This is a genomic window from Pseudomonas sp. P105, assembly GCF_032614175.1.
In the GTDB taxonomy this organism is placed as follows: Bacteria; Pseudomonadota; Gammaproteobacteria; order Pseudomonadales; family Pseudomonadaceae; genus Aquipseudomonas; species Aquipseudomonas rhizophila.
On the sequence record NZ_CP126693.1, the window covers coordinates 6,199,194 to 6,224,381 of the forward strand.

The following is a 25,188-nucleotide window of genomic DNA, read 5'->3' on the forward strand; positions in this document are numbered from 1 at the left end:
CAGCCATCAGCCGATATCCTCACAACCGCCGAGCAACAAGAGCACCTCAAGGCCTTCGCCGAAGCTAAGGATACCAAGCGGCAAAATGCCATCACTTCCCGTAAAGGCGACGCGAAATGGACGGGCAAAAATGACTGGGTCATCATCAGCGCAAACGCAAAATTTCCCGGGATCATTGATGGTGGCGGAGGAAAAAACGTTCTGCGCCTGGACGCCGCCAAGCATCCGATATTGGCTGAAACCCGAAATTTCATGGCTTTGCAGGTTGCGCAAGGCGAATGGCAACACACCGGGAGCTTCGCAGGCTGGGGAGTGATCGAGCCAGACACCACGTTGCTCAATACTGGTCGAATCGACGGGCAGGTAGGGGTTCTCGGCACTCTGGATAACCAGGGCGTGATCGCCAATCGCGTGACTGTCGAGCCAGGTGCCAGCATGACGAACTCCGGCGTGGTCAATGGGCAGGTTCATGTACGCGAGAAGGCCAGCTTCAGCGGCAATGGCACTGTGGAGTTCTTGAGTATCGCGGGCCAGTTGGAAGTCGGCCCCGAAACAGGCGCACCCTCCGTAACTCAGGATTTCTCGTTGGCGGAGACTGCCGAGCTGATCTACGGGGTCAATGCAGATGGTGGTAGCTCCACGATCAACGTTGAAGGCACCGCGCTCCTCAACAACGCGACGCTGACCGTCGCCGGCGTGCCGGGCGAATACATTGAGGCGCGCGAGCACACGGTCATCCGCGCGGGGAAGATCGAAGGAACGTTCGGCACGGTCTCCAGCAATCTGGCCTTCATGACGGCGACGCTGAGCCCCACCGATACGCAAGTCAACCTGACTTACGCGCGCAACGATGTTCCCCTCAAGCAAGCAGCAACTACCGAAAACGGGCAAGAACTTGCGGCCCATATCGAAGCGCTGCAACCGGTCAAACCAGCAGCGCCCGCCCCCATCGACGTGCCTACCGTTGCACTGGCAGCTGGTGCCCGACCAGTGATCGAAGCCCCAGCAATCAAACCCGTCGAGCCACCCAAAATCACCAGCACCGCTCCCAAACCCACCGGCCAATTGCAAACCACCCAGCCAGTCGCAAAACCCAACGCCGCCATCAACGCCTTGCTCGGCAGCGATATGATGACCGCCGCCAGCGCCATCGACCAACTGAGTGGCTACAACACTGCGGATCTGGGCAACGCCACCTTGAGCAGCATCGCGCCGATCAGCAGCGGAATGCTTTCGGCCATGGGCCAGAAAAACCCCGGGAGCGTGCACGCTGACGGTCAAGTCTGGGTCCAGGCCATCGGGAACAGCGGCAGTATCGGCAAACAATTGGGCAGCTATGCCCTGAAACACTCGACAAAAGGTGTGATGCTGGGAACCGACTGGGCCATCAGCCCGGATTGGCGCCTGGGGATAATCGGCGGCAAGACGCAAACCCGGCTGGACGGCCAGCAGTTCGATGGTCGGCTCGACAGTTGGCACCTGGGCGCCTACGCCTTGCGCCAGGACGGGCCATGGGCGCTGCGCCTGGGCGCCGTTTACGGCAATCATGACGGCAGTACCAAGCGTCATGTGCTCTTCAACGGTTTCAGGGATCGCCTCAAAGGTCGCTACGATGCCAATACGCAGCAGGTCTTTGGCCAGCTCGGTTACAACCTGAACATCGGTCACTTCGATATCGAGCCTTATATCGACCTTGGTTACCAACGCTACCAACGCGATCGCTATTCGGAGAACGGTGGCGACGCGGCGTTGCAGTTCAACGGTCAGACCCAGGACTATTTCCACAGCAACCTGGGCCTGCACCTCGCCCGGTCATTCTCTCTTGACCAGGGCATGCGACTGACGCCGCGCTTGAGTCTCGGTTGGAAACATCTCTACGGCGAGACCCGAGGCGCTTCCCGCCAGGGCCTGGCCGGCGCAGGCAAGTCGTATACCGTCGAAGGCGTCGAACTGGACCGTGACAGCCTGCTCTTCGAAACAGGGCTGGACCTGGCCGTTTCGCCCAGGCATACCCTGGGGGTGAGTTATAAGGGTGAAACCGGTCAGGACAACCGTAACGGGGCGTTGATGGGCCAATGGCGAATGATGTTCTGACAGGCAAAAAAAAGGGGAGCACATGCCCCCCCGAGGTTAAACGGTTGTATCGAGGCTGTTAGCTCAGCCTTCGATCTCGATCAGGATCTCGCCCGGATTGACCCGGTCGCCCTTGGCGACATGAATGGCGGTGACCTTGCCGGCGATAGCCGCCTGCACTTCGGTTTCCATCTTCATGGCTTCGGTAATAAGCACCGCTTGGCCGGCCTTCACCACATCGCCCTCCTTGACCAGCACATCGACGATGTTGCCCGGCATGGTGGTGCTGACATGGCCCGGCGCAGTGGCTTGTTTGCGCTTGCTGCTGCCGCCGCCGACAAACTCATTGAGCGGTTCGAACACGACCTCTTCGGGCATGCCATCGATGGACAGGTAGAAGTGACGCTTGCCTTCAGCCTTGACGCCCACGCCGGTGATGTCGACGCGGTAGGTTTCGCCGTGAACATCGATGACGAACTCGGTCGGCACGCCTTCACCACCCGCCGAGCTCACACTGCCCGCCTCAGGGATTGGCAACAGCACTTCCGGGGTCAGGGTGCCGGCTTCGCGTTCTTCGAGGAACTTGCGCCCGATGTCCGGGAACATGGCGTAAGTCAGTACGTCTTCTTCGGATTTGGCCAGTGCGCCGATTTCGCCACGCAGCTTGGTCATTTCCGGCTTGAGCAGGTCGGCCGGACGCACATCGATCACGTCTTCGCTGCCGATGGCCTGACGGCGCAGCTTCTCATTCACCGAACCCGGAGCCTTGCCGTAGCCGCCCTGCAAATAGAGCTTCACTTCGTTGGTGATGGTCTTGTAGCGCTCACCGGCCAGTACGTTGAAGAACGCCTGAGTGCCGACGATCTGCGAGGTCGGGGTCACCAGCGGCGGGAAGCCAAGGTCTTCGCGCACCCGTGGAATCTCTGCCAGCACCTCGTTCATGCGATTCAACGCGCCCTGCTCTTTGAGCTGGTTGGCCAGGTTGGAAATCATCCCGCCCGGCACCTGATTGACCTGGACGCGGGTGTCCACCGCCGTGAACTCGCTTTCGAACTGGTGGTATTTTTTGCGCACCGCATAGAAATACAGGCCGATTTCCTGCAGCAATTCCAGGTTCAGGCCAGTGTCGAACTCGCTGCCCTTAAGGGCCGCAACCATCGACTCGGTGCCCGGATGGCTGGTGCCCCAGGCGAAGCTGGAGATCGCGGTGTCGATGTGATCGGCGCCGTTTTCGATCGCCTTGAGCTGGCACATCGCGGCCAGGCCAGCGGTGTCATGGGAATGGATGAACACCGGCAACGACTGCTCGGTCTTCAATGCCTTCACCAGCTCGCCAGTGGCGTACGGGGTCAGCAAACCGGCCATGTCCTTGATCGCCACCGAGTCGCAACCCATGGCTTCCATTTGCTTGGCCTGGGCTACGAAAGCCTCAATGGTGTGCACCGGGCTGGTGGTGTAGGCGATGGTGCCTTGGGCGTGCTTGCCGGCGGCTTTCACCGCCTCGATGGCGACCCGCAGGTTACGCACGTCGTTCATCGCATCGAAAATACGGAACACATCGATGCCGTTGACCGCAGCCTTGGCCACGAACGCCTTGACCACGTCATCGCTGTAATGGCGATAGCCCAGCAGGTTCTGACCACGCAGCAGCATTTGCAGGCGAGTGTTGGGCAGCGCCGCGCGCAGTTGGCGCAAGCGCTCCCACGGGTCTTCCTTCAGGAAGCGCACGCAGGCGTCGAATGTTGCGCCGCCCCAGACTTCCAGCGACCAATAGCCGACTTTGTCGAGCTTGTCGCAGATCGGCAGCATGTCTTCGGTGCGCATGCGAGTGGCGAGCAGCGATTGGTGAGCGTCGCGCAGGATCGTATCGGTTACGTGAATCTTCTTGGACATTGTTATTTTCCTTACAGGCCTGCGTGGGCGGCAATGGCGGCGGCGATGGCCAGGGCCAGCTCTTCGGGTTTGCGCTTGATCGAGTAGTTGGTCAGCTCAGGATGGCTTTCAACGAAGCTGGTATTGAACTGGCCACTACGGAATTCCGGGTTGCGCAGGATTTCCTGGTAATACGCCGCGGTGGTCTTGACCCCTTGCAGACGCATGTCGTCCAGGGCTCGCAGGCCACGGTCCATTGCTTCTTCCCAGGTCAGCGCCCAGACCACCAGCTTCAGGCACATCGAATCGTAGAAGGGCGGAATGGTGTAGCCGGTATAGATCGCTGTGTCGGTGCGCACGCCCGGGCCGCCGGGGGCGTAGTAGCGGGTGATCTTGCCGAAACTGGGCAGGAAGTTGTTTTTAGGGTCTTCGGCGTTGATCCGAAACTGCAGCGCGAAGCCACGGTGATGAATGTCTTCCTGCTTGACCGACAACGGAAGGCCGGAGGCGATGCGGATCTGTTCACGAACAATGTCGATGCCGGTGATTTCTTCGGTGATGGTGTGTTCCACCTGCACCCGGGTGTTCATCTCCATGAAGTACACCTCGCCCTCGGCGAGCAGGAACTCCACGGTGCCGGCGTTCTCGTAGCCCACAGCCTTGGCGGCGCGCACCGACAGGTCACCAATGTAGGCGCGCTGCTCAGGCGTCAGTTGCGGGCTGGGGGCAATCTCGATCAGCTTCTGGTTGCGACGCTGGATCGAGCAATCACGCTCGAACAGATGCACCACGTTGCCAAAACTGTCACCCAGGATCTGCGCTTCGATGTGCTTGGGATTGACGATGCATTTTTCCAGGAACACTTCCGCCGAACCAAAGGCCTTGGTGGCTTCGGAAATGACCCGCGGGAAAGCCTGTTCGAGCTCTTCGCGGCTGTTGCAACGACGGATACCCCGACCGCCACCACCGGACGTAGCCTTGAGCATCACCGGGTAACCAATGCGGTCGCCTTCGGTCAGGGCCTCTTCGATGCCCGATACGTTGCCTTCGGTGCCCGGCGTGACCGGTACGCCGGCCTTGATCATGCTGCGACGCGCTTCGGTCTTGTCGCCCATGCGGCGAATGACTTCAGCCGACGGACCGATGAATTTGATCCCGCGCTCGGCGCAGATGTCCGCCAGCTCGGCGTTTTCCGAGAGAAAGCCATAACCGGGATGCAACGCATCGCAACCGGTTTCCACGGCCAGGTTCACCAGTTTGCGCGGGTTGAGATAGCCGGCCAGCGGATCGGCGCCGATGCTGTGGGCCTCGTCCGCACGCTTGACATGCAACGCATGACGGTCAGCGTCGGAATAGACCGCGACCGAGCGAATGCCCATCTCGGCGCAAGCGCGCACGATGCGGACGGCAATCTCACCACGGTTGGCGATCAGGATCTTTGTTATCAATTGGAGGTTCCCTTGAGCCGGTGGTACCACGACCTGGAGCTTCAGGTCGACGCGTGACCAGATGTAACAATCGGTCGCAGCACCACACTAGTCCTGGCTGTTGATTAACAAAAATGAATATTTATTGGGTCGTGCATAAGCAAAGACTTATAGTTGACTCATCCGCCCCGCCCGAGAGCCTATAGAAAATGCGTAAGTCATTGATGCGTATGACATTGCGTCAACTGCAGATTTTCAATGAGGTGTGCGACCTGAGGTCCTACAGCCGCGCAGCCGACGAAATGTCTCTCACACAACCGGCCGTTAGCCTACAGATTCGATCACTTGAGGAGCTGATTGGCCAGCCGCTGTTTGAGTACGTTGGCAAAAAACTCTACATGACCGAAGCCGCCGAAGCCCTTCAACGCGCCAGCCGGGACATCTTCGGGCGCCTGGAAAACCTCGACATGCAGTTGTCGGACATGCAGGGCTCGCTGCAAGGCCAATTGAAGCTGGCGGTGGAATCCAGCGCCAAGTACTTCGTGCCGCACCTGTTCGCCGCCTTCAAGCGCCAGCACCCGGAGGTCAACCTGAACCTCACGGTGGTCAACCGCGGCCAAGTGATCCGAAGGCTCTCGGACAACCGCGACGATCTGGTGATCATGTCCATGGTGCCTCAGGACATGGGCCTGGAATTCCTGCCATTTCTCAATAACCCGATCGTCGCTGTGGCGCCGCCCGACCATCCGCTGTGCCACATGGGCCCGTTGCGCTTGCAAGACCTTGAGCCGTATACGCTGCTGCTGCGCGAGCCAGGGTCAGGCACGCGGCTGGCCTGCGAGGAGTATTTCAAGGAGAAACGGGTGCACTTCACCCAGACGCTGGAAGTGGCGTCGGCGGAGGCCCAACGCGAATGCGTTCTCGCAGGGCTGGGCGTGGCGCTGTTGACGCGCCACGCCGTAAGCCGGGAGATGGTGTCCGGCGCTCTCATCGAGTTGCCGGTGGAGGAGCTGCCGCTGTACCGCAGTTGGTGCCTGGTACAAGCCAGGGCGAAACGCTTGTCACCGGTGGCTCACGCCTTCCTGGCGTTCGTTCGCGGCGAGCGTGCTCAGATCATTGGCCTGGTTGAGCGTTTCGACGGGAAGCCGCCGATGTTGCCTGCCAATAGTTGAATTCTGCTGCGTCCGGAAACTCGCTGATTTCGGCCAGCAGCTGGCGCTGCTCACAGCGGTCTTCGATGGCACGACGGAACGCCATGCGGCGCTGGTCTTCCTGCTGACGACGGGTTTTGACGGCGCTGCGTTCTTCGTAGGACTGGGTCATGTCGAGACTCCCAAGACGTATACGGGAGCTTTACGATGAAGGCGCGCGATGACGGTTTGGCGGCGCGAGCGTTACAGAACGATGAATTCGCAGATCCCCTCGCCACAGATGCCCCAACTTCAAGACCAGCGGTCAATCGTCCAGCGCTTTCACCGACTTGGGTGACAACCGCAAGCTGCGCAGGCTGCGTTTCACGCTCTTGAGGTGATTGACCAAACTTGGGCCGCGCGCCATGGCGACGCCCATCGCCAACACATCGATCACCACCAGATGGGCGATGCGCGAGGTCAACGGCGTGTAGATCTCCGTGTCTTCATGCACGTCGATGGCCAAGTTCACCGTGGACAGCTCGGCCAATGGCGTCTGGCTCGGGCACAAGGTGATCAACGAGGCGCCGCTTTCGCGCACCAGGTTGGCGGTGATCAGCAGATCCTTGGAACGGCCCGACTGGGAAATGCAGATCGCCACGTCGGTGGGCTTCAGCGTGACCGCCGACATCGCCTGCATGTGCGGGTCGGAATAAGCCGCGGCCGTCAGCAGTAGCCGGAAGAACTTGTGCTGGGCATCGGCCGCCACCGCGCCCGAAGCACCGAAACCATAAAACTCGACACGCTGGGCCTGGGACATGGCCGTGACGGCTTTTTGCAACGCCACCGGATCAAGCTTCTCGCGAACCTCCATCAGCGTGTGCAGGGTCGTGTCGAAGATTTTCAGGCTGTAGTCGGCGACCGAGTCGTCCTCATGGATCGCAAACTGGCCAAAGCTCGCACCCGCGGCGAGGCTTTGCGCCAGCTTGAGTTTCAGGTCTTGGAAACCCGAACAACCGATGGCTCGGCAGAAACGCACAATGGTCGGTTCGCTGATGCCGACGCTGTGGGCAAGATCGGCCATGGAGCTGTGCATCACGGCCGCAGGATCAAGCAATACGTGATCGGCGACTTTCAGCTCCGACTTGCGTAGCAGATGGCGTGACTGGGCGATGTGTTGCAACAGGTTCAAGGGACTGGACTCTTGTTATTGGCGGAAGCCGGGATGTAGCAAGCTTGTAGTTATACTACAAGAATCGGCTTTTTGCCCGCCCAATCCGTAACTCAATCTCCCGGTTTCATGCCGCATGCACGCCATGTAGCAACGGCGGGCTAGCAATCATCCCGATTAGCCCATAACAGCGCGGCCAACCCTTGTGCTTCAACCGGTCGGCTGATGAGATAGCCCTGAACCTCATCACATTGTTCAGCTTTCAGAAATTCGAGCTGCTCTGGCCGCTCGACGCCTTCGGCCACCACTTTGAGCGACAACCCATGGGCCATTGCAATGATTGCCCGGGTAATGGCTGCGTCTTCGCTACCCTCCGTCAGCCCACGAATGAACGCCTGATCGATTTTCACGTAATCCACAGGGATGCGTTTGAGATAACTCAGAGACGAATAGCCGGTACCAAAGTCATCGATCGCCAGCTTGACCCCGAGGTCGCGCAATTGCTGGAACGTCGCGATGATGTGCTCAACGCTGTCGAGCAACTGGCTTTCAGTCAGTTCCAGTTCCAGGTATTGCGGCGCCAGACCGGTTTCCTCCAGCACTTGCCGAACCAGGCTGACCAGCTTGCCTTGGCGCAACTGATGCACCGACAGGTTGACCGACACCCTGATCGGCGCCAGCCCCTCACGCTGCCATTGGCACGCCTGCCAACAGGCCTGGCGCAACACGAACTCGCCGATCGGCCCGATCAGCCCGGTCTCTTCGGCCAGGCTGATGAAGTCTCCCGGCGGGACTCGGCCCATGACCGGATGATCCCAGCGCACCAATGCCTCGGCGGCGTTCAGACGGCCGGTCGCCAGGCACAGCTTGGGTTGATAGAAAACCTTCAACTGCTGCTCTTCAAGGGCCTTGCGCAGTTGATTCTCCAGTTGCAGGCGCTCCAACGTGCTGGCCTGAAGGCTGTCGGTATAGAACTGGAAATTGTTGCCGCCCAAATGCTTGGCATGTTGCATGGCCATGTTCGCCTGACTGACCAGCGTGGAAATCTCCCGCGCATTGTCGGGCAACATGCTGATGCCGATCGAGGCGCTGACCACCAGTTCGTGGCCCTCGATGGTGAGCGGCAGGCGCAGCTTGGCGGACAATCGGGTTGCCACCCGCGCCAGGCTGGAGAGGTTGCCGTAGGCGTCGAACAGCACCCCGAATTCATCGCCAGACAAGCGGGCGATGGTGTCCGCTTCGGGCAACGCATTGATCAGGCGGCGGGCCATCTTCTGCAACAGTTGGTCAGCAACATCATGGCCGAGGCTATCGTTGAGGAGCTTGAAACGGTCCAGGTCGATATGCAGCAGTGCCAGGCTGCGTCGTCCGCCCTGACGCACCCGCTGGTGGGCTTCGTGCAGGCGCTCACGGAATAACGAGCGGTTCGCCAGCCCGGTGAGTTCGTCGTAATGGGTCAGGTAGCGCATTCGCTCTTCGGACTCGCGCCGGGCCGAAAGATCGGCGAAGAAGCCCACGATATGGCTCACATTTCCCCGAGCATCGCGCACCACGTTCAGTTGCAGCCACTGGGGATACAACTCGCCATTGGCCCGGGCCTCCACCAGTTCACCTTGCCAGGTGCCGTGCTGCTTGAGCGCCTGGCGGATAATCGGGTAGTGCCGGCGGGCATCACGACTGCAGGGCAAATCGACGACATTGCGTCCCAGCATGTCATCGATATTAAAACCGGTGACCCGCGTGAACGCCTGGTTGGCGGCCAGCAGTGCGTAATGCGGGTCAAAAATCACAATGCCTTCGCTGGCGGCCTCGAAAACCGTGGCCGCCAATTGGCGCTGTTGCTCAAGTTCTTTACGGGTGCTGATGTCTCGCCGGGTGCCAACCATGCGCAACACGCGGCCACTCGGGCTGCGCTCCACAGCCCGACCGCGGTCTTCGATCCAGACCCAATGGCCATCGCCGTGACGTACGCGGTATTCGATCTGGTAGTCCTCGCTGCGGCCTTTGAGGTGCTCAACGAGGGCGCGTTTGAGGGCCGGCACGTCTTGAGGATGCAGACGCGGGGTCAGGTGACTGAGCATCGCTGTGATGTACTCAGGCTCCAGGCCGAACAGTTCCTTGAGCTGGGTGTGATGGACTTCGTCGGTTTGCAGGTTCCAATCCCAGAGCCCCAACTCACTGGCCTTGAGCGCCAGGTCAAGACGGGCTTCGCTCTTGCTCAGGGCCTGGCTGGTCGCCTCCAACTCGAGGCTGCGCTGTACCACGCGCGCCTCCAGCCCTACCTGGGCCGACCGCAGTTTTTCCTCGGCGCTGCGGCGTTGTTCGACTTCCCGGCCGAGTGCCTCGTTGAGCTGTGCGCTACGCGCTTGCGCCTGCTGCAAATGCTCGATCAGCGCCTGATTCTGGAACCTTCGCAGCATGCCACTTTGTATCAACCGGTTGACCTGCCAGGCCACCACGCTGAGCGAGACGAGTACGACCAGTCCGAGCCAACCCCATCCGCGCTGGTGCTCATCGCCGCCCCAGAACAGATAACCGATGGCCGGCAACAGGCACGGTAAGGTAAAGGACAAAAACGCCGGAAGGCTCACGGCATAGGCAACGCTGGCTGACAAGGTGGCCGCGCCAATCAGGCCGAATACCCAGGCCTGTTGTTGAAAGCTGTCGGCCGGTACCAGTGCAATACCTGCTCCGGCCAATGTCAGCCCGGTCATCGCCGAGCCGAGCAAAAACATTCGCAACCATATCGGGTGCGCCTGGCGGCTGGGTATCGCCGAATCGAAGGCTGCCACCTGAATGACTCGTAGCGCTACCAGCGAGAGCAACCAGACCAGCCAGACGCTGACCTGAAAATGACGCGAAGGCCCCCACAACAACGCGGCGCAAACCAGGCCGTTGACCAACATGAAAAGCGTGGGCAGCAGCGAACCCTGATACAACAGCCTTGTGCGTTCGACCGCCATTTCCGTGGCGTACTGCTTGCAGATGATCCGTGGCTCCACACAGGGGCCCGCCAGATCGGAATTTAGGGTCATAGGCACTGTTCTTGTTCTTATTCAGCGGAGCATGGAGAACCCGAAACATGCAGCGAGCATACACAAGGCAACGGCCATCCCACACTGCCCAAGCTCATAAAAATGCTGAAAAAGTCGCTATTTCATTGGGTCGCGAGCCCTTCAAGCGAGCCCGGCCAATGCCTGTGGCCCATGACCAACCAGTCATCACCGACCGGTCTTTTATCGGCTGGGGCAAAGCTCGGTTTGCCCGGGCTGCCGCCGCACCCTAGAATGCCCCGATGCGCGATGATCTCTCCCTTCTGCTGAACTCCCTCAACGATGCCCAACGCCAGGCCGTAGCGGCCTCCGTGGGTCGTCAGTTAGTCCTGGCCGGTGCCGGCTCCGGTAAAACCCGGGTGCTGGTGCACCGTATCGCCTGGTTGATCCAGGTCGAGAACGCCTCGCCCCATTCGATCCTGTCGGTGACGTTCACCAACAAGGCCGCTGCCGAGATGCGCCATCGCATCGAGCAACTGATGGGCATCAACCCGGCCGGCATGTGGGTCGGCACCTTCCACGGCCTGGCGCACCGCTTGTTGCGGGCGCATTGGCAGGAAGCCGGCCTGAGCCAGACTTTCCAGATTCTCGACAGCGACGACCAGCAGCGGCTGGTCAAGCGGGTGATCCGTGAGCTGGGCCTGGACGAACAGCGCTGGCCGGCCCGTCAGGCCCAGTGGTTCATCAACGGCCAGAAAGACGAAGGCCTGCGCCCGCAACACATCCAGGCCAGCGGCGATCTGTTCCTGGCGACCATGCGCAGCATCTATGAAGCCTACGAGGCGGCGTGTCAGCGGGCTGGCGTGATCGACTTCTCCGAGCTGCTACTGCGCGCACTGGACCTGTGGCGCGATCATCCAGGACTGCTGGCGCACTATCAGAAGCGCTTCCGGCATGTGCTGGTGGACGAGTTCCAGGACACCAACGCCGTGCAATACGCCTGGTTGCGCCTGCTGGCCAAGGGCGGCGACAGCCTGATGGTGGTGGGCGATGACGACCAGTCGATCTACGGCTGGCGCGGCGCCAAAATCGAGAACATTCATCAGTACTCGGCGGATTTTCCCGACGCCCAAGTGATCCGCCTGGAACAGAACTACCGCTCCACCGCCGGCATTCTCAAGGCCGCCAACGCCCTGATCGCCAACAATACCGGGCGCCTGGGTAAAGAGCTGTGGACCGACAGCGGCGAAGGCGAAGCGATCAACCTCTATGCCGCCTTCAACGAACACGATGAAGCCCGCTACGTGGTGGAAACCATCGAAAGCGCGCTGAAAACCGGGCTGTCCCGCAGCGACATCGCCATCCTGTATCGCTCCAACGCCCAATCCCGGGTATTGGAAGAGGCCCTGTTGCGCGAACGTATCCCGTACCGCATCTATGGCGGCCAGCGCTTCTTCGAGCGCGCCGAAATCAAGAACGCCATGGCCTACCTGCGCCTGCTCGAAGGACGCGGCAACGACGCGGCCCTGGAGCGGGTGATCAACGTCCCGACCCGGGGCATTGGCGAGAAAACCGTCGAAGCGATTCGCGACCACGCGCGCCACAGCCATGTGTCGATGTGGGAAGCCATGCGCCAGTTGGTCACCAACAAGGGCATGACCGGCCGCGCCGCCGGTGCGCTGAAGGCGTTCATGGACCTGATCGACGACCTGGCCACCAAGTGCACGGACATGCCGCTGCATTTGATGACTCAGACCGTTATCGAGCAGTCCGGCCTGATCGCCTACCACGAGGCGGAAAAGGGCGAGAAAGGCCAGGCCCGGGTGGAAAACCTCGAGGAACTGGTCAGCGCCGCACGCAACTTCGAGAACACCGAGGAAGACGAAGAGCTTTCGCCGCTGTCGGCCTTCCTGGGCCACGCCTCTCTGGAGGCCGGCGACACCCAGGCCGACGAGCATGAAGACAGCATCCAGTTGATGACCCTGCACAGTGCCAAGGGCCTGGAATTCCCCTACGTGTTCCTGGTGGGAATGGAAGAAGGCCTGTTCCCGCACAAGATGAGCCTGGAAGAGCCGGGACGCTTGGAAGAGGAACGACGCCTGGCCTACGTTGGCATCACCCGCGCCATGCAGAACCTGGTGTTGACGTACGCCGAGACCCGACGCCTGTACGGCAGCGAAACCTACAACAAGGTGTCGCGCTTCGTCCGTGAAGTGCCCAAAGGCCTGATTCAGGAGGTGCGGCTGTCCAACAGCGTCAGCCGTCCGTTCGGCGGCGGCCAGCAGCAAAGCACCAGCAGTCTGTTTGGCGGCAGCGACATTCCGGAAACCGGCTTCAGTCTCGGCCAGACCGTGCGACATTCGGTGTTCGGCGATGGCGTGATCCTCAACTTCGAAGGCGCCGGCGCCCAGGCCCGGGTTCAGGTGAACTTCAGCGAAGGCAGCAAGTGGCTGATGCTGGGGTATGCCAAGTTGGAAGCGATCTAGGCGTTCTGAAAGCTTTTTATGTGGGAGCGAGCTTGCTCGCGATAGCAGTGGATCAGGCAACATTGACAGTGACTGACCCACCGCGATCGCGAGCAGGCTCGCTCCCACAGGTCGGATTGCTCACGCCTGCTGCCTTTCCGATAGAACTTGTCCCCCTTTCCTACAGCCAAAAGCCAACAAGCCCTCTTGCGCGGCTGAAGCTGAACCTAACCTGTCACGCAAAAGCCCGAAACACTCTGCCGCTAGCCAGCAACAGTTCACCTGTGCAACATGGCGCGCGTGCTATCCACAAATGGGAATGCCCTTATATGAAACGTTTTCTTAGCATCGCCATGGCGTTGTGCATCGGCCTGACGATGGCCATCGACGCCAATGCCGCCAAGCGCTTTGGCGGTGGTAAAAGTTCGGGCGCTGCCCCGACCCACCAGACCAGCCAGATGGCGCCGTCCTCTGCGGCCGGCTCTACCGCGGCTACTGCGGGCGCGGCCGGTGCGGCTGGCGCCGCCACCAAAGCCAGCGGTGCTTCGCGCTGGCTCGGCCCCCTGGCCGGCATCGCCGCCGGTGGCCTGCTCGCCTCCATGTTCATGGGCGACGGCTTCCAGGGCATGCAGATCTTCGACATCCTGATCATGGCGGTCATCGCCTTCCTGGTCTTCCGCTTCATTGCCGCCCGTCGTCGCAAGCAGCAGGAGCAACTGGCTCCGGCCGGTCATGCGCCGATGCAACGTGAGGTGTTCAACCAGCAACCGGCCAGTGGTTCGATCTTCGGCGGTTCGGCAGCACCCGTGGCTGCTCGTCCGGTGATCAACGCGCCAGCCTGGTTCAACGAAGAGCGCTTCATCGAAGCGGCGCGCAACCATTTCATGTCCCTGCAGCAACACTGGGATGCGAACGAAATGGACAAGATCTCTGAGTTCGTGACCCCGCAACTGCTGGAATTCCTCAAGCGCGAGCGGGCCGAACTGGGCGATGGCTTCCAGTCGACCTACATCGACAATCTGCAAGTACAGCTGGACGGTGTCGATGATCGCGCCGACAAGACCATCGCCACCCTGACCTTCAGCGGTGTGTCGAAGGACTCGCGCTTCGACAAAGGCGAAGCGTTCAGCGAAAGCTGGAACATGGAACGTCCCCAGGGCGATGACCAGCCTTGGCTGGTGGCCGGTATCCGCCAGAACGGTTGAACCTCTGCGCGTTTTGCATGTTGAAATAAAAGAACCCCGGCTCAGGCCGGGGTTTTCTATTTCGCGGTTGCATCTATAGCGAGCTACTGTATAAACCGCTCCATATAAACCGCGCCATCGAGAAAGAGGATCCCGGACGTGGAAGAAATCATCGAACAATTGCGTGAAGCCAACGAACCCGTGCCGGTTCCACTGGAGTTACCTGACGAAGACTTGCTGGTGGAGATCGAAGAGCAGCTGTTCATCGATATTCCGTTCGTATTCAGAGAGTTTTTGCTGACGGTCAGCGATGTTGTCTACGGCAGCCTGGAACCCGTGACCGTCACCGATCCGCAGTCCCACACCTATCTGCCAGATGTGGCCGCCAATGCCTGGGATGCCGGTGTCGACCGTAGCCTGATCCCGATCTGCCAGGACGGCGACGACTACTACTGCGTCGAAGAAGACGGGACCGTGGTGTTGTGGCAGGCCGAAGAAGAGCTGATTGCCGAAGAAACCTGGGAATCGGTCTGGCACTGGGCCCGGGACGTCTGGCTGGAAAGCTGATCCGCCGCACGTCCGCCGCCGGTCAATGCCCGGACGATTCCTTGTGATTGTCCAGGGTCTCCAGCAAGGCCACCTGCATCCGCGTATGCAGGCGGACGAACCAGCGCCAGAGCAATGCCGCCACGACCGTGGCCACCACCGCGATCAGTACCAGCAACTTGTTGGTCGGCAGAATACTGGCCGACAAGGCTGCCAAGAGCAGGAAAATCATCAGCAGCGAGAGGATCGGGATCACTTCTGCGATCACTCGACGCACGCGCTGGGTGTGACGGCCGGCCATCTCCGGCTTCACGCCCATTTCCGCCAGCAGCATCGACAACGCCTTGAGCTTGCGATACGCGGCAATCAAAAACGGCAGCGACAACAACAACGCCCCGCCCCAGATCAGTGCTTTGTGCCAACTCGGGTCGCTGATCCAGGCTTGCAGATAGGCCGACATCTGTTCGGCAAAGTAGCCACCGGCGATAAAAATCGCGATGACCAGCGCCAGATTGATGCCCACCTGCAGCAAAATCCGCCGGATCATGGCGGCCACCAGCGCCCCCTCCCCTTGGGGTTGAATGCTGCGAAGCCACTCGCCATACATTCCCAGTACCCTCGACAGCCGTTGTGGCATAACGGCAGCCAGCCTGACCGATAAAGGGTCGGCGGCCCGGATCAGGTACGGGGTCAGCAGAGTGGTCAGTACCGAAACCGCGACCGCTACCGGATAAAGGAAATCGCTGGTGACCTGCAAGGTCATCCCCAGCGATGCGATGATGAAGGAAAATTCGCCGATCTGCGAAAGGCCCATCCCGACTCGCAGCGAGGTCCTCCCGTCGTTGCCGGCAATAAAAGCACCGAGGCCGCAAGAGAGCATCTTGCCCAGCACCACCGCGGCGGTAATCACGGCAATCGGCCAAGCGTATTGGAGCAATATGACCGGATCGAGCATCAGGCCGATGGCGACGAAGAAGATTGCGCTGAACAAGTCGCGTACCGGCTCCACCAACCGTTCGATTTTCAGCAACTGCCGCGACTCGGCCATGATCGCGCCGATCAGAAACGCTCCCAGCACCATGCTGTATTCCAGCTTTACCACCAGCAGGCAAAAGCCGAAACACAGGCCCAGCACGGTGATCAGCAACATCTCGTCGCTGTCGAACTTCGCCACGTAAGCCAGCAGCCTGGGCACCAGCAATATGCCGATCACCAGGGCGACAATCATGAATAACGACAATTTGCCGACCGTGGAGAACACTTCGCCGGAGCTGACCGTCCCGCTGACAGCGATGCTCGACAGCAAGGCGATAATGCCGATGCCCAGGATGTCTTCGACGATCAGGACCCCGAAGATCAGTTGCGCAAAGCGCTCGTTCTTCATCTTCAGATCATTGAGAGCCTTGACGATGATGGTGGTCGAGGAGATGGCCAGGATCGCCCCGAGGAACAACGAGTCCATGGTGTTCCAGTCGAACCAGCGCCCGATTTCGTAGCCGATCCAGATCATCAACACAATTTCGAGAAACGCCGCGATGAACGCCGTGGCGCCCACCTTGAACAACTTGCGCAGGCTGAACTCCAGGCCCAGATAAAACATGAGGAAGATGACCCCCAACTCGGCCAGGGTCTTGATCGTCTCTTCGTCATGGATAAAACCGAAAGGCGGCGTATGCGGGCCGATGATGAAGCCTGCAACGATGTAACCCAGCACCACGGGTTGTTTGAAACGATGAAAGAGTACCGTGACCAGCCCCGCTGCCATCATGATGATCGCCAGGTCTTGAATAAAACTGATGGCATGCATGGTGGGGCTCCCTGTTCAAATGACTCATCACAGAGCTGGACGAGTCCGTTTCCTTTGTAGGAAATACCCTCGCAAGGGGCTTTTGAAGGGTACCACCGCGACTTCCGACAAAAAGACAGTGCAATATATGGAAACAGATCCACCGGAGCGTGACGGCTGCCACAGGCGCAGCGTCCCGATACTGGTAGTTTGAAAACCTTCCAGCACCCGCAGAGGTGCACTCCCGAAATTGCTGCCTTGAACCGTGAGTACGTTATGGAACCCGGAAACGCCCAGCTGTCGATGACGGTGCTGATGACCCCCGATATGGCCAACTTCTCTGGCAATGTGCATGGCGGCACCCTGCTCAAGTACCTCGACGAAGTCGCCTACGCCTGCGCCAGCCGCTACGCCGGGCGCTATGTAGTGACGCTGTCGGTTGACCAGGTGATTTTCCGCGAGCCGATTCATGTCGGCGAGCTGGTGACGTTTCTGGCGTCGGTGAACTACACCGGTAACACGTCAATGGAAGTGGGCATCAAAGTCGTGACCGAAAACATTCGTGAACGCTCGGTGCGCCACACCAACAGCTGCTTCTTCACCATGGTTGCGGTGGACGACCAGCGCAAACCCGCCGCCGTCCCGCCATTGCAACCGCAGAACAGCGAAGAAAAACGCCGTTACGAACAAGCCCAGCAGCGTCGGCAAATTCGCCAGGAGCTGGAGAGGCGCTATCAGGAAATCAAAGCCGACGGCCCTTAACAGATCCGCCCGGCTCGCGCCCACAGGGATTCGCGTTGATCAGAGGCTGATCGGTACAGCTTCGAACCTTACCCTCGGATGGGTGATCCGGTCCTGGGCGCGTACCAGTTCCAACTCGTAACTGGCACACGCCTGGGTTTCCAGCAGTACTTCATGCACGGCTGCGGCAGTGAATTCGAGCGCCGCCACCAGGCTGTCTCCCAGCACCACTCGCGCCAGGAACAGCCCCGAGGTCAGGTCTCCCACCCCCACCGGCTGACGAGGGAATGCGAGTAATGGACGACGCAGGTGCCAGCTACTGTCGGCGGTTACCAACAACATTTCGAAGCTGTCCTCCGGCTTGCCCGGATAGGCCAGGTGTTTGACGAGTATCGCTTTGGGTCCGCGGGTCAGGAGCGCGCGAGCCATGGCCAGGCAGTCCAGCAGCGACTGCGCCTTGCGTCCCGAAAAACTGTCCAGCTCCAGCTGGTTCGGGCACATGATGTCCGCCACACCAGCCGCTTCCTCCAGGAGAAAATCGCTCACCTCGGGCGCCACGATGCAACCCTTCTCCGGATGCCCCATGACCGGATCACACAAATAAATTGCCTTGGGATTGCACGCCTTGATTCGCGCCACGCCCGCCAGAATCGCCTGCCCTTGGGCGGCGCTGCCCAGGTAACCGGACAACACCGCGTCACAATTGCCCAGCTCGCCGATTGCGGCGATCCCCTCTACCAATGCCGGTATCTGCTCAGAGGCAAGCACGTCGCCGGTCCACTGTCCGTACTGAGTGTGATTGGAAAATTGTACGGTGTTGAGCGGCCACACGTTCACCCCCACCCGTTGCATCGGAAAGACTGAAGCGCTGTTACCGGCGTGACCGAAGACCACGTGGGACTGGATGGCAAGCAGATGAGGGGTACGTTTCATGCGGGATGTTTCCGTAAAACGAATGAAATTCAAGCCGCGCAGTATGCGACTAAACGCAACCTGTACGACAGACCGGGGACACAGTTAAGCTGACAGCAACTTGTAGGAGCACTTCGTTCATGCTGACCCTTGGAAATATTTTCGTGCTGATGCTGTTGGCTACCGCCGGCGCCTGGCTGTGGCACAACCATGGTTTGCGCGAACGAGCGTTGGCGAGGGTCATGCAACATTGCGCCAACCTCAAGATCGAGCTGCTGGACGGCAACGTGGCGCTGAAAAAGATTGGGTTCGTCAAAGACGCCAGCGGACGCCGGCGCCTGGCCCGTATTTATAACTTCGAATTCACCGTCACGGGTGAATCGCGCCATTCGGGCACCATTACCCAGTTCGGGGCCCACAGCGCGCAAATCGAGCTGGCGCCTTACCCCATGCCGTTCGAAGAGTCAGCGCCGACACCGATCGAACCGGTCCAGACCAGGCCGAGGGCCGAAGTCATCGAGTTGAGTCAGTGGCGCCAGGAACACAACAAGTGGAAGCCTTGAAGCAAGGCTGACTCACGGGCACCGACAGTTCGCCAGGCCGGCTTGCAGCGCTGCCACGTCTTGAGGCTCATCAAAAATCAATTCGATTCGTGAGTCCTGGCGCCACTCGCTGGCCTGCCACCGCAGCGTCGCGCCCTCCAGCGCATTGGCTGAAACCCAGCCATCGGCGCTGTGGATAACCATCTTCGCCCGCTTCCAGCCCCAGCCTTGCAGCCAGCGCGTCAACGTCGCCGTGTCCAGTCGCTGACTCGGATGCCAGCGCCAGCCAATACTCCAGCCGCCTTCCTGTTGCTGATACAGGCAGATGGGCGATGTCGGGTCGGTCCAGACGGCCGGCATCTGTCCCACGTCCTTGGGTAGATTCACGTTAGCCACAGCCCCGCTTCCGCGAGCCGCAAGACCTGGCAGTCGATCGATCGGCATCACAGCCTGTCGGGTCCAGTACAAGGCAATCTCCGGCAGTTGCGCAATGATGCCCAGGCGTTCGGTTTCGCTCAGGTGCTCGGATTTGTTCAGCACCACCAACCCTGCATCGGCCAGAGTTTGCCGCTGCGCGTCGGGCAACGGCGTGCCATCCACCATCGCTCGGGCATCGAGCACCAACACGCAAGGCTGAACCGCCAGCACGCCGAGCCATGGCGTTTCGTTCAGTTGCCGCATCAACTGCGCCGGATGGCCCAGGCCGGAGGGCTCGATAAACAGTCGATCCGGGCGCGCCTTGCGCAGTAAACGAGCGAGGCCGATCTGAAATGGCGCGCCGTTGACGCAACACAAACAGCCCCCGGCCACTTCGCCCAGTGCGATACCATCGGCAGTCTGGGTCAGCAACGCCGCGTCCAGGCCGATTTGACCAAACTCGTTGATCAGCACCGCCCAGCGCTCATTCGCCGGGCGCTGCGCCAGCAATTGCTTGATCAGGCTGGTCTTGCCAGCCCCCAAAGGGCCTGCGATGACGTGGGTGGGAATGTTCTGCAACATAATCGGCGGCTTTCGAGGGAGGTGAACATGCGGTTGATTGGCTGTTTTTTATTGGCGCTGACGTCGAACCAGGCGCTGGCCCAGGCTTGTGTCGTGCATAGCCAGGCAGAACGGCTCGATGTAAAAGTCTGCCAGCAGAACCGCAATATTCCGCAGAAACTGTTCGCCGACGGCTTCTGCCAGCCAAACCTTGCCGGACAAAAAGTCGAGGTACAGTACGTCGATCAATGCCCTGGCGGCGCGTTTGGCATCTGCAGCAATGCCCAGGTCGCCAATATGCCCTACCGCCAGGATATTCACTATTACGGCGTAGCCACCGATGCGGCCTATTTGCAGCCGTTCTGTGAAGGACAAAGTCAGGGCAACTGGCTCAAACCTTAAGCGAGCCAGTCCAGAGTCAGGATCAATCGCCGCTCCCCCGGCGCCAGCTGCGGCGAGCGATGGATCAGGCCCATGCCCTCATTACCATGCCACTTCTCGCCTTTGAGCAGCGCCACATCGCCACAGGCAAACTGCTGAACCGCATGCGGGTCACCCGGTTCAGCGTCAGGTTGCCCCAGACATCGACGATCCATCACACCTTCCTTTAGCCACTGGCTGCCCACGCCAGCGTACGTGGCGATCAGCCGTACCGGCACATGGTCGACGTGAAAACGCGGGCACATGGCCTTGTCCAGCGTTCGCAGGCGCAGGCCGACACGTTTGGCGCCCAGCAGGCAGGCAAACGCACTGACCAGCCAGGAGACATCGGTGATGAAGCCTTCATAGCCGTGCAGATCGCCAAAGCCTGCGGCGAGACCGTCCAGTGCCGGTTGCGCGTCCTCGTGCGGCAGGTCGAGCACCCGCGATTCGGCCAGAGGCTGATCCATGGAAAGCACCATTGCCGCAAAATCGCTGATGTGCGCCGGCAGTTGACGTTGCCAGACCGCCAGGTTGGTATCGTCGTCCAGAATGTGCGTCAGGATCCGCGGAGTATCGCCCTGAACCTGGCGTACCGGCACTTCCCGCTTCGGACTGGGCGCCAGCATCACGCTGCGGCCTCGTCATGCCAAGGGCCGAACGGATCCGGCAGCAAACGCCAACTGTCGACACCTAGGGCCATTTCCGCGTCACTGAGCAGACAAGCATCCAGCTCGGCGGTCAGTTGCGTGAAGTCGATATTCTGGCCGATGAATACCAGCTCCTGCCGGCAATCACCGGTGGTGGGAAGCCAGTTTTTCAGGATGGCTGCGCTGCTTTCCTCATCTTGCGGCCATTGGCTTTTCGGCACGAACCGCCACCAGCGCCCGGCGAATCCATGTCGCATCAAGCCGCCGGCCTGGGACCAACTGCCCGCTTCCTCATGTTTGCTGGCCAGCCAGAAGAAGCCCTTGGAGCGCAGGAGCTTGCCATTGGTCCACGGACGGTCGATAAAACTGAAAAAACGCTGGGGATGAAACGGCCGGCGCGCCCGGTAAGCTGCCGAAGCGATGCCGTATTCTTCGGTTTCCGGCACGTGCTCACCGCGCAGCTCCTGCAGCCAGCCCGGTGCTTGAGCCGCGCGCTCGAAGTCGAAAAGGCCTGTGTCGAGGATCTTTTCCAGCGGTACTTGGCCCATGACCATGGGAATGATCTGCGCCTGGGCGTTGAGCCGTTCCAGAATCGCGATCAACTCCTCCCGTTCGTGACGGCCAATCAGGTCGATTTTGCTGATCAGAATCACATCGGCGAACTCGATCTGCTCAATCAACAGATCAGTAATGGAACGCTCATCCTCCTCCCCCAGGGTTTCGCCGCGTGAAGCGAGGCTTTCGGCCGCCTGGAAATCCAGCAGGAAATTGACCCCATCGACCACCGTTACCATCGTGTCCAGCCGTGCCACATCGGCCAGGCTGCGGCCTTGTTCATCACGAAAAGTGAAGGTTTCCGCCACCGGCAAGGGTTCGGAAATCCCCGTGGACTCGATCAGCAGATAGTCGAAACGGCCTTCCCTGGCGAGCTGGCCGACTTCTTCCAGCAGGTCTTCACGCAACGTGCAGCAAATGCAGCCGTTACTCATCTCCACCAGCTTCTCTTCAGACCGGCTTAGGGTGACATCTCGCTGGACTTCGCTGCCATCGATGTTGATCTCGCTCATATCGTTGACGATCACCGCGACGCGCAGGTTGTCGCGATTGCGCAGGACGTAATTGAGCAGTGTGCTTTTACCGGCGCCGAGAAATCCGGACAGCACGGTTACAGGGAGACGATTGGGCACCAGGTATATCCTCATCGGGCGGGCCGCGCTGATGCGGTTGAATGCATGTCGCGGCTCTTTTCTTCAGGCTTGGGTTCGGTTCAAGGTCTAAGCCTTTTAATGTTATAGTATAACAACAACATTTAACCAGCCTCTCGGCTCAACCGGTCTGAAGTAAAAACATGCGCAGTTTTCTTAAATTCGTATTCGCAAGCCCGATGCTGCTATTGGCGCTAGATGCTTCAGCCCAGAGCCCTATGTTGGCAAACTGCACTCGCAGCGCGAATTTACTGGCCTGTGTCGATGGGCAAGGTAATGCTTACAGCGTCATGACGGCCGGAAACACCCTGTATCTCCGTGGATTTGAAGTAAATGGCCGCCGCTATTGGGCACAAACCACTAGCCGCTATGGCCAGCTGACGTTCTTTACCGGAATAGCTTCTGACGGAGAGACCTGGGTGGGATACAGTCGGTGCGTCGGCTGGACGACAATCAATCGTTTCTCGAGCTCGGGTGGAAGCACTGGGAAATTTTTATGCGGACGCATAAGCGGTTGCCAGGACGCACCACGCTGATGTTTCACGTGGAACGGTACGAAAAGCCCTCACACCCAGCAAAATGAAACTGCATTCATGAACTAGTGCTCGTCGAACACAATGTTATAGTATAACGTTTGTTGTGTACCTATGACGGACCTTGAATATGAATGCGTTCACTCTGCCGGACGTTGCCGCGCAGGCTTCGCGCCAGGCCTTGCCCCTTGACTGGGTAGGCATGTGCGGCATCGCGGTACCCGTATTGATCGACGGTCAGCGTCTTAACGCGATCGCTGATGCCGGTGTCAGCCTTGACGACGGTGAAGCCCGAGGCATCCATATGTCACGCTTGTACCTGGCGCTGGAGCTGCTCGAAAGCGCAGCGCTGTCTCCCATGCTGTTACGCCGAATCCTCCAGCAATTCCTCGACAGTCACGCCGGTCTGTCCGACGCCGCCTCGCTGAGCATTTGTACCGATCTACTGTTCAAGCGCCCTGCGCTAGTCAGCCCACTGGCTGGCTGGAAGCGCTATCCGGTCAGCATCGAGGCCCACCTGAAAAATGATGTGTTCCACGTGGAACTGACCATTCAGATTGCCTACTCGTCCACCTGCCCTTGCTCGGCCGCGCTCGCTCGTCAGTTAATCCAGCAGCAATTTGTAGACGACTTTGCCAATAAAGCGCTCGAGCACGCCGGAGTCCTGGCCTGGCTAGGCTCATCAAAAGGCATCCTCGCCACGCCTCACAGTCAACGCAGCACGGCCACGGTGAAGCTGAGACTGAACAGCGACGTCGACGAATTGCCGCTGCTGTCGCTCATCAACGAAGCCGAAGCAGCCCTGGGCACGGCCGTACAAACCGCCGTGAAACGGGCAGACGAACAAGCCTTCGCCCTCGCCAATGGTCAAAACCTAATGTTCTGTGAAGACGCCGCGCGGCGGCTGAGCATGGCTTTGAGGCGATCCCCCGATATCGCCTCCCTCGATGTGCGAGTGGTGCACGCCGAAAGTTTGCATGCCCATGACGCTGTGGCACAAAGCCGTTGGGTCAGGGAGGCACTGTGATTCGTTGCCAGTCATTGCGCTGGGGCGCCCCGGGCCACCCCCTCACACCCCCGTTGAACATAGAGCGGCCGGCGGGAAGCCTGACGGCCATCGTCGGAGCCAACGGTGCGGGCAAAAGCAGCCTGCTGAAAGTGCTGGCGGGCCTGCAAAAACCTCTATCCGGCAAAGTCGTGCTGGATGTTCCACGTCGCGGCAGCGTCTCGTTTCTGGCGCAACAGCAACATCTGGATCGGCAATTTCCAATCAGCTTGCAAGAGCTGGTGGCGGCGGGATCCTGGGGTAGCAGACACACGCCAGCGATGCGCCGCCATCGCTTGAAAGCCGTACTGCAAGACTGGGCGTTGGATGGCCTGGAGCATCGCTCGTTGATGGCGTTGTCGGGAGGCGAGCTGCAACGCGCCCTTCTCGCCCGTTTGAGTCTGGCCGAAGCGCCCCTGTTGTTGCTCGACGAACCCCACGCCGCCCTCGACGAGCAAGGCCAGGCGCTACTGTGGAAACACCTTCACGGCTGGCATGCCGAAGGCCGCACCCTGGTGGTGGTTTGTCATGATCTCGCTGCGGTTCGCCAACATATTCCTCATACACTATTGGTCAGCCAGGCCGGTTGCACGCTGGGCCGCAGTGTCGATTTGATTACCCAACAACCCCTCACGCAGGTGGCCTGATGCTCGCGGCCACCCACCTCTGGCAACCCTTTCAGGAATTTGTCTTCATGCGCCGGGCACTGCTGGGCGGCCTGGTATTGGCGTGCAGCACGGCACCGCTTGGGGTGTTTTTGATTCTGCGACGCATGAGCCTGATAGGCGACGCCGTCGCTCATGGCATCTTGCCCGGAGCCGCACTGGGTTTCTGGTTCGCCGGGCTGGGCCTGCCAGCCCTGACGCTGGGCGGACTCGGTGCAGGCTTGAGCATGGCCGGGCTGGCAGCCTGGATTACCCGTCGCACCGGTCTGCGGGAAGACGCCAGCCTTGCGGCGATCTATCCCATTTCCCTGGCCGCCGGTGTGTTGATTCTTGGTATGGCCGGCAAACGCCTGGACTTGCTGCACCTGTTGTTCGGCTCCGCGCTGGCGGTAGATGGCCCGACACTTACCGGCATGCTCTGGGTTTCGGGGGTCAGCCTGCTCGCGATGGCGCTGATTTACCGACCGCTGTTGCTCGACACCCTGGACCCTCTTTTCCTGCAAACCGTCAGCCGGCTGGGCCCTCTGGCCCATGGCGTATTTCTGACCTTGGTCGTACTGAACCTGGTCATCGGCTTCCAGGCCATCGGCGCACTGATGGTGGTCGGTTTGATGATGTTGCCGGCTGCCGCTTCACGATTCTGGAGCCGCCGTTTGCCGGTTCTGATGGGAGTCGCGGCGCTGCTTGGATGTGTGTCGGTGTGGCTCGGACTGCTGTTGTCATTCCACTTCTCGCTACCCAGCGGGCCAGCCATCGTACTGGTGGCGGGCGCGCTGTATCTGCTGTCCGTAGTGTTCGGTCCGGTGCACGGTTTGCTGCGTCGCCCGCCTTTACTCACATCCCAATGAGG

At 60.1% G+C, this 25,188-nt stretch carries 23 protein-coding genes; 12 read left to right on the forward strand and 11 right to left on the reverse strand.

The window, feature by feature from the left end; translation table 11 throughout:
- Nucleotides 1-6: 6 nt before the first annotated feature.
- Nucleotides 7-471, reverse strand: coding sequence for a hypothetical protein (locus tag QOM08_RS27885; protein WP_310663031.1), 465 nt, complete (start codon nucleotides 469-471; stop codon nucleotides 7-9).
- Between QOM08_RS27885 and QOM08_RS27890 the strand changes: the two genes are divergently transcribed.
- The gene (locus QOM08_RS27890) at nucleotides 436-2,094 is read left to right on the forward strand and encodes an autotransporter domain-containing protein (RefSeq protein WP_316912370.1); all 1,659 of its coding nucleotides are present in this window, start codon (nucleotides 436-438) and stop codon (nucleotides 2,092-2,094) included. The two genes, QOM08_RS27885 and QOM08_RS27890, sit on opposite strands and share 36 nt — an antisense overlap.
- A gap of 63 nt (nucleotides 2,095-2,157) precedes the next feature.
- On the opposite strand, the gene oadA is transcribed toward QOM08_RS27890, so the two are convergent.
- Together oadA and QOM08_RS27900 are read right to left on the reverse strand one after the other, a co-directional pair.
- Nucleotides 2,158-3,966 carry a sodium-extruding oxaloacetate decarboxylase subunit alpha gene (oadA, locus tag QOM08_RS27895; protein WP_047226700.1) on the reverse strand — a complete coding sequence of 603 codons (1,809 nt, stop codon included), beginning with the start codon at nucleotides 3,964-3,966 and terminating at the stop codon, nucleotides 2,158-2,160.
- Between the two features lie 11 nt (nucleotides 3,967-3,977).
- Complete coding sequence (locus tag QOM08_RS27900) at nucleotides 3,978-5,393, reverse strand: acetyl-CoA carboxylase biotin carboxylase subunit (protein WP_047226699.1); 1,416 nt, start codon at nucleotides 5,391-5,393, stop codon at nucleotides 3,978-3,980.
- Between the two features lie 188 nt (nucleotides 5,394-5,581).
- On the opposite strand from QOM08_RS27900, the gene QOM08_RS27905 reads away from it, so the two are divergent.
- Nucleotides 5,582-6,544 carry a LysR family transcriptional regulator gene (locus QOM08_RS27905; RefSeq protein ID WP_047226698.1) on the forward strand — a complete coding sequence of 321 codons (963 nt, stop codon included), beginning with the start codon at nucleotides 5,582-5,584 and terminating at the stop codon, nucleotides 6,542-6,544.
- Here QOM08_RS27905 and QOM08_RS27910 read toward each other — a convergent pair.
- The 3 genes from QOM08_RS27910 to QOM08_RS27920 form a co-directional block, all read right to left on the reverse strand.
- The gene (locus QOM08_RS27910; protein ID WP_047226697.1) at nucleotides 6,486-6,695 is read right to left on the reverse strand and encodes a PA3496 family putative envelope integrity protein; all 210 of its coding nucleotides are present in this window, start codon (nucleotides 6,693-6,695) and stop codon (nucleotides 6,486-6,488) included. The genes QOM08_RS27905 and QOM08_RS27910 overlap by 59 nt on opposite strands.
- A 132-nt stretch (nucleotides 6,696-6,827) precedes the next feature.
- Nucleotides 6,828-7,694, reverse strand: a complete 867-nt coding sequence (gene hexR / locus QOM08_RS27915; RefSeq protein ID WP_003187110.1) for a transcriptional regulator HexR — start codon at nucleotides 7,692-7,694, stop codon at nucleotides 6,828-6,830.
- A gap of 140 nt (nucleotides 7,695-7,834) precedes the next feature.
- A complete protein-coding gene (locus QOM08_RS27920) occupies nucleotides 7,835-10,708 on the reverse strand; it encodes a putative bifunctional diguanylate cyclase/phosphodiesterase (RefSeq protein WP_316912371.1) in 2,874 nt (957 codons plus the stop codon).
- 260 nt (nucleotides 10,709-10,968) lie between these two features.
- Between QOM08_RS27920 and uvrD the strand changes: the two genes are divergently transcribed.
- The 3 genes from uvrD (at nucleotide 10,969) to QOM08_RS27935 (ending at nucleotide 14,882) form a co-directional block, all read left to right on the forward strand.
- Complete coding sequence (uvrD, locus tag QOM08_RS27925) at nucleotides 10,969-13,152, forward strand: DNA helicase II (protein ID WP_316912372.1); 2,184 nt, start codon at nucleotides 10,969-10,971, stop codon at nucleotides 13,150-13,152.
- Between the two features lie 308 nt (nucleotides 13,153-13,460).
- Nucleotides 13,461-14,336, forward strand: a complete 876-nt coding sequence (locus QOM08_RS27930; RefSeq protein WP_047226694.1) for a Tim44 domain-containing protein — start codon at nucleotides 13,461-13,463, stop codon at nucleotides 14,334-14,336.
- 138 nt (nucleotides 14,337-14,474) lie between these two features.
- The gene (locus tag QOM08_RS27935; RefSeq protein WP_003187120.1) at nucleotides 14,475-14,882 is read left to right on the forward strand and encodes an SMI1/KNR4 family protein; all 408 of its coding nucleotides are present in this window, start codon (nucleotides 14,475-14,477) and stop codon (nucleotides 14,880-14,882) included.
- Nucleotides 14,883-14,904: 22 nt separating this feature from the next.
- Here QOM08_RS27935 and QOM08_RS27940 read toward each other — a convergent pair whose 3' ends face one another.
- A complete protein-coding gene (locus QOM08_RS27940; RefSeq protein WP_139048673.1) occupies nucleotides 14,905-16,668 on the reverse strand; it encodes a cation:proton antiporter in 1,764 nt (587 codons plus the stop codon).
- 255 nt (nucleotides 16,669-16,923) lie between these two features.
- Between QOM08_RS27940 and QOM08_RS27945 the strand changes: the two genes are divergently transcribed.
- Entirely contained in the window at nucleotides 16,924-17,409 is a 486-nt protein-coding gene (locus tag QOM08_RS27945; protein ID WP_047226692.1) for an acyl-CoA thioesterase, read from the forward strand.
- Nucleotides 17,410-17,448: 39 nt separating this feature from the next.
- Here QOM08_RS27945 and pdxY read toward each other — a convergent pair whose 3' ends face one another.
- Nucleotides 17,449-18,321, reverse strand: coding sequence for a pyridoxal kinase PdxY (pdxY, locus tag QOM08_RS27950; protein ID WP_139048674.1), 873 nt, complete (start codon nucleotides 18,319-18,321; stop codon nucleotides 17,449-17,451).
- Nucleotides 18,322-18,440: 119 nt separating this feature from the next.
- Between pdxY and QOM08_RS27955 the strand changes: the two genes are divergently transcribed.
- Entirely contained in the window at nucleotides 18,441-18,863 is a 423-nt protein-coding gene (locus QOM08_RS27955; protein WP_047226690.1) for a DUF3301 domain-containing protein, read from the forward strand.
- A gap of 12 nt (nucleotides 18,864-18,875) precedes the next feature.
- Here QOM08_RS27955 and QOM08_RS27960 read toward each other — a convergent pair whose 3' ends face one another.
- Entirely contained in the window at nucleotides 18,876-19,841 is a 966-nt protein-coding gene (locus QOM08_RS27960; RefSeq protein ID WP_316912373.1) for a CobW-like GTP-binding protein, read from the reverse strand.
- 27 nt (nucleotides 19,842-19,868) lie between these two features.
- Between QOM08_RS27960 and QOM08_RS27965 the strand changes: the two genes are divergently transcribed.
- On the forward strand, nucleotides 19,869-20,222 hold the full coding sequence (locus QOM08_RS27965; protein WP_316912374.1) for an NADH:ubiquinone oxidoreductase: 354 nt from the start codon (nucleotides 19,869-19,871) through the stop codon (nucleotides 20,220-20,222).
- Here the strand turns inward: QOM08_RS27965 and QOM08_RS27970 are convergent.
- Nucleotides 20,219-20,869 carry a DUF1826 domain-containing protein gene (locus QOM08_RS27970; protein WP_316912375.1) on the reverse strand — a complete coding sequence of 217 codons (651 nt, stop codon included), beginning with the start codon at nucleotides 20,867-20,869 and terminating at the stop codon, nucleotides 20,219-20,221. The genes QOM08_RS27965 and QOM08_RS27970 overlap by 4 nt on opposite strands.
- Nucleotides 20,869-22,077 carry a zinc metallochaperone GTPase ZigA gene (gene zigA / locus QOM08_RS27975; protein WP_188251890.1) on the reverse strand — a complete coding sequence of 403 codons (1,209 nt, stop codon included), beginning with the start codon at nucleotides 22,075-22,077 and terminating at the stop codon, nucleotides 20,869-20,871. The genes QOM08_RS27970 and zigA overlap by 1 nt, the downstream gene beginning before the upstream one ends.
- A gap of 161 nt (nucleotides 22,078-22,238) precedes the next feature.
- On the opposite strand from zigA, the gene QOM08_RS27980 reads away from it, so the two are divergent.
- The 4 genes from QOM08_RS27980 (at nucleotide 22,239) to QOM08_RS27995 (ending at nucleotide 25,186) form a co-directional block, all read left to right on the forward strand.
- Nucleotides 22,239-22,631 carry a glutamine synthetase gene (locus QOM08_RS27980; RefSeq protein WP_316912376.1) on the forward strand — a complete coding sequence of 131 codons (393 nt, stop codon included), beginning with the start codon at nucleotides 22,239-22,241 and terminating at the stop codon, nucleotides 22,629-22,631.
- A 127-nt stretch (nucleotides 22,632-22,758) separates the two neighbouring features.
- Nucleotides 22,759-23,655, forward strand: coding sequence for a GTP cyclohydrolase FolE2 (gene folE2, locus QOM08_RS27985; protein ID WP_047226685.1), 897 nt, complete (start codon nucleotides 22,759-22,761; stop codon nucleotides 23,653-23,655).
- Entirely contained in the window at nucleotides 23,652-24,320 is a 669-nt protein-coding gene (locus QOM08_RS27990) for a metal ABC transporter ATP-binding protein (RefSeq protein WP_047226684.1), read from the forward strand. Before folE2 ends, QOM08_RS27990 begins: the two co-directional genes overlap by 4 nt.
- Nucleotides 24,320-25,186 carry a metal ABC transporter permease gene (locus tag QOM08_RS27995; RefSeq protein WP_316912377.1) on the forward strand — a complete coding sequence of 289 codons (867 nt, stop codon included), beginning with the start codon at nucleotides 24,320-24,322 and terminating at the stop codon, nucleotides 25,184-25,186. Before QOM08_RS27990 ends, QOM08_RS27995 begins: the two co-directional genes overlap by 1 nt.
- Nucleotides 25,187-25,188 lie beyond the last annotated feature (2 nt).

What these genes read in the sequence shown, in the direction of transcription:
- QOM08_RS27955 (WP_047226690.1), top strand. Translation starts at nt 18,441, where the DNA reads ATGCTGACCCTTGGAAATATTTTCGTGCTGATGCTGTTGGCTACCGCC.
- QOM08_RS27905 (WP_047226698.1), top strand. Translation starts at nt 5,582, where the DNA reads ATGCGTAAGTCATTGATGCGTATGACATTGCGTCAACTGCAGATTTTC.
- folE2 (WP_047226685.1), top strand. Translation starts at nt 22,759, where the DNA reads ATGAATGCGTTCACTCTGCCGGACGTTGCCGCGCAGGCTTCGCGCCAG.
- QOM08_RS27965 (WP_316912374.1), top strand. Translation starts at nt 19,869, where the DNA reads ATGCGGTTGATTGGCTGTTTTTTATTGGCGCTGACGTCGAACCAGGCG.
- QOM08_RS27910 (WP_047226697.1), bottom strand. Translation starts at nt 6,695, where the DNA reads ATGACCCAGTCCTACGAAGAACGCAGCGCCGTCAAAACCCGTCGTCAG.
- QOM08_RS27930 (WP_047226694.1), top strand. Translation starts at nt 13,461, where the DNA reads ATGAAACGTTTTCTTAGCATCGCCATGGCGTTGTGCATCGGCCTGACG.
- QOM08_RS27885 (WP_310663031.1), bottom strand. Translation starts at nt 471, where the DNA reads ATGAACCTGCCCATTGACCACGCCGGAGTTCGTCATGCTGGCACCTGG.
- pdxY (WP_139048674.1), bottom strand. Translation starts at nt 18,321, where the DNA reads ATGAAACGTACCCCTCATCTGCTTGCCATCCAGTCCCACGTGGTCTTC.
- QOM08_RS27940 (WP_139048673.1), bottom strand. Translation starts at nt 16,668, where the DNA reads ATGCATGCCATCAGTTTTATTCAAGACCTGGCGATCATCATGATGGCA.
- uvrD (WP_316912372.1), top strand. Translation starts at nt 10,969, where the DNA reads ATGCGCGATGATCTCTCCCTTCTGCTGAACTCCCTCAACGATGCCCAA.
- QOM08_RS27980 (WP_316912376.1), top strand. Translation starts at nt 22,239, where the DNA reads ATGCGCAGTTTTCTTAAATTCGTATTCGCAAGCCCGATGCTGCTATTG.
- QOM08_RS27890 (WP_316912370.1), top strand. Translation starts at nt 436, where the DNA reads ATGACGAACTCCGGCGTGGTCAATGGGCAGGTTCATGTACGCGAGAAG.
- QOM08_RS27920 (WP_316912371.1), bottom strand. Translation starts at nt 10,708, where the DNA reads ATGACCCTAAATTCCGATCTGGCGGGCCCCTGTGTGGAGCCACGGATC.
- QOM08_RS27945 (WP_047226692.1), top strand. Translation starts at nt 16,924, where the DNA reads ATGGAACCCGGAAACGCCCAGCTGTCGATGACGGTGCTGATGACCCCC.
- QOM08_RS27995 (WP_316912377.1), top strand. Translation starts at nt 24,320, where the DNA reads ATGCTCGCGGCCACCCACCTCTGGCAACCCTTTCAGGAATTTGTCTTC.
- oadA (WP_047226700.1), bottom strand. Translation starts at nt 3,966, where the DNA reads ATGTCCAAGAAGATTCACGTAACCGATACGATCCTGCGCGACGCTCAC.
- QOM08_RS27960 (WP_316912373.1), bottom strand. Translation starts at nt 19,841, where the DNA reads ATGTTGCAGAACATTCCCACCCACGTCATCGCAGGCCCTTTGGGGGCT.
- QOM08_RS27970 (WP_316912375.1), bottom strand. Translation starts at nt 20,869, where the DNA reads ATGCTGGCGCCCAGTCCGAAGCGGGAAGTGCCGGTACGCCAGGTTCAG.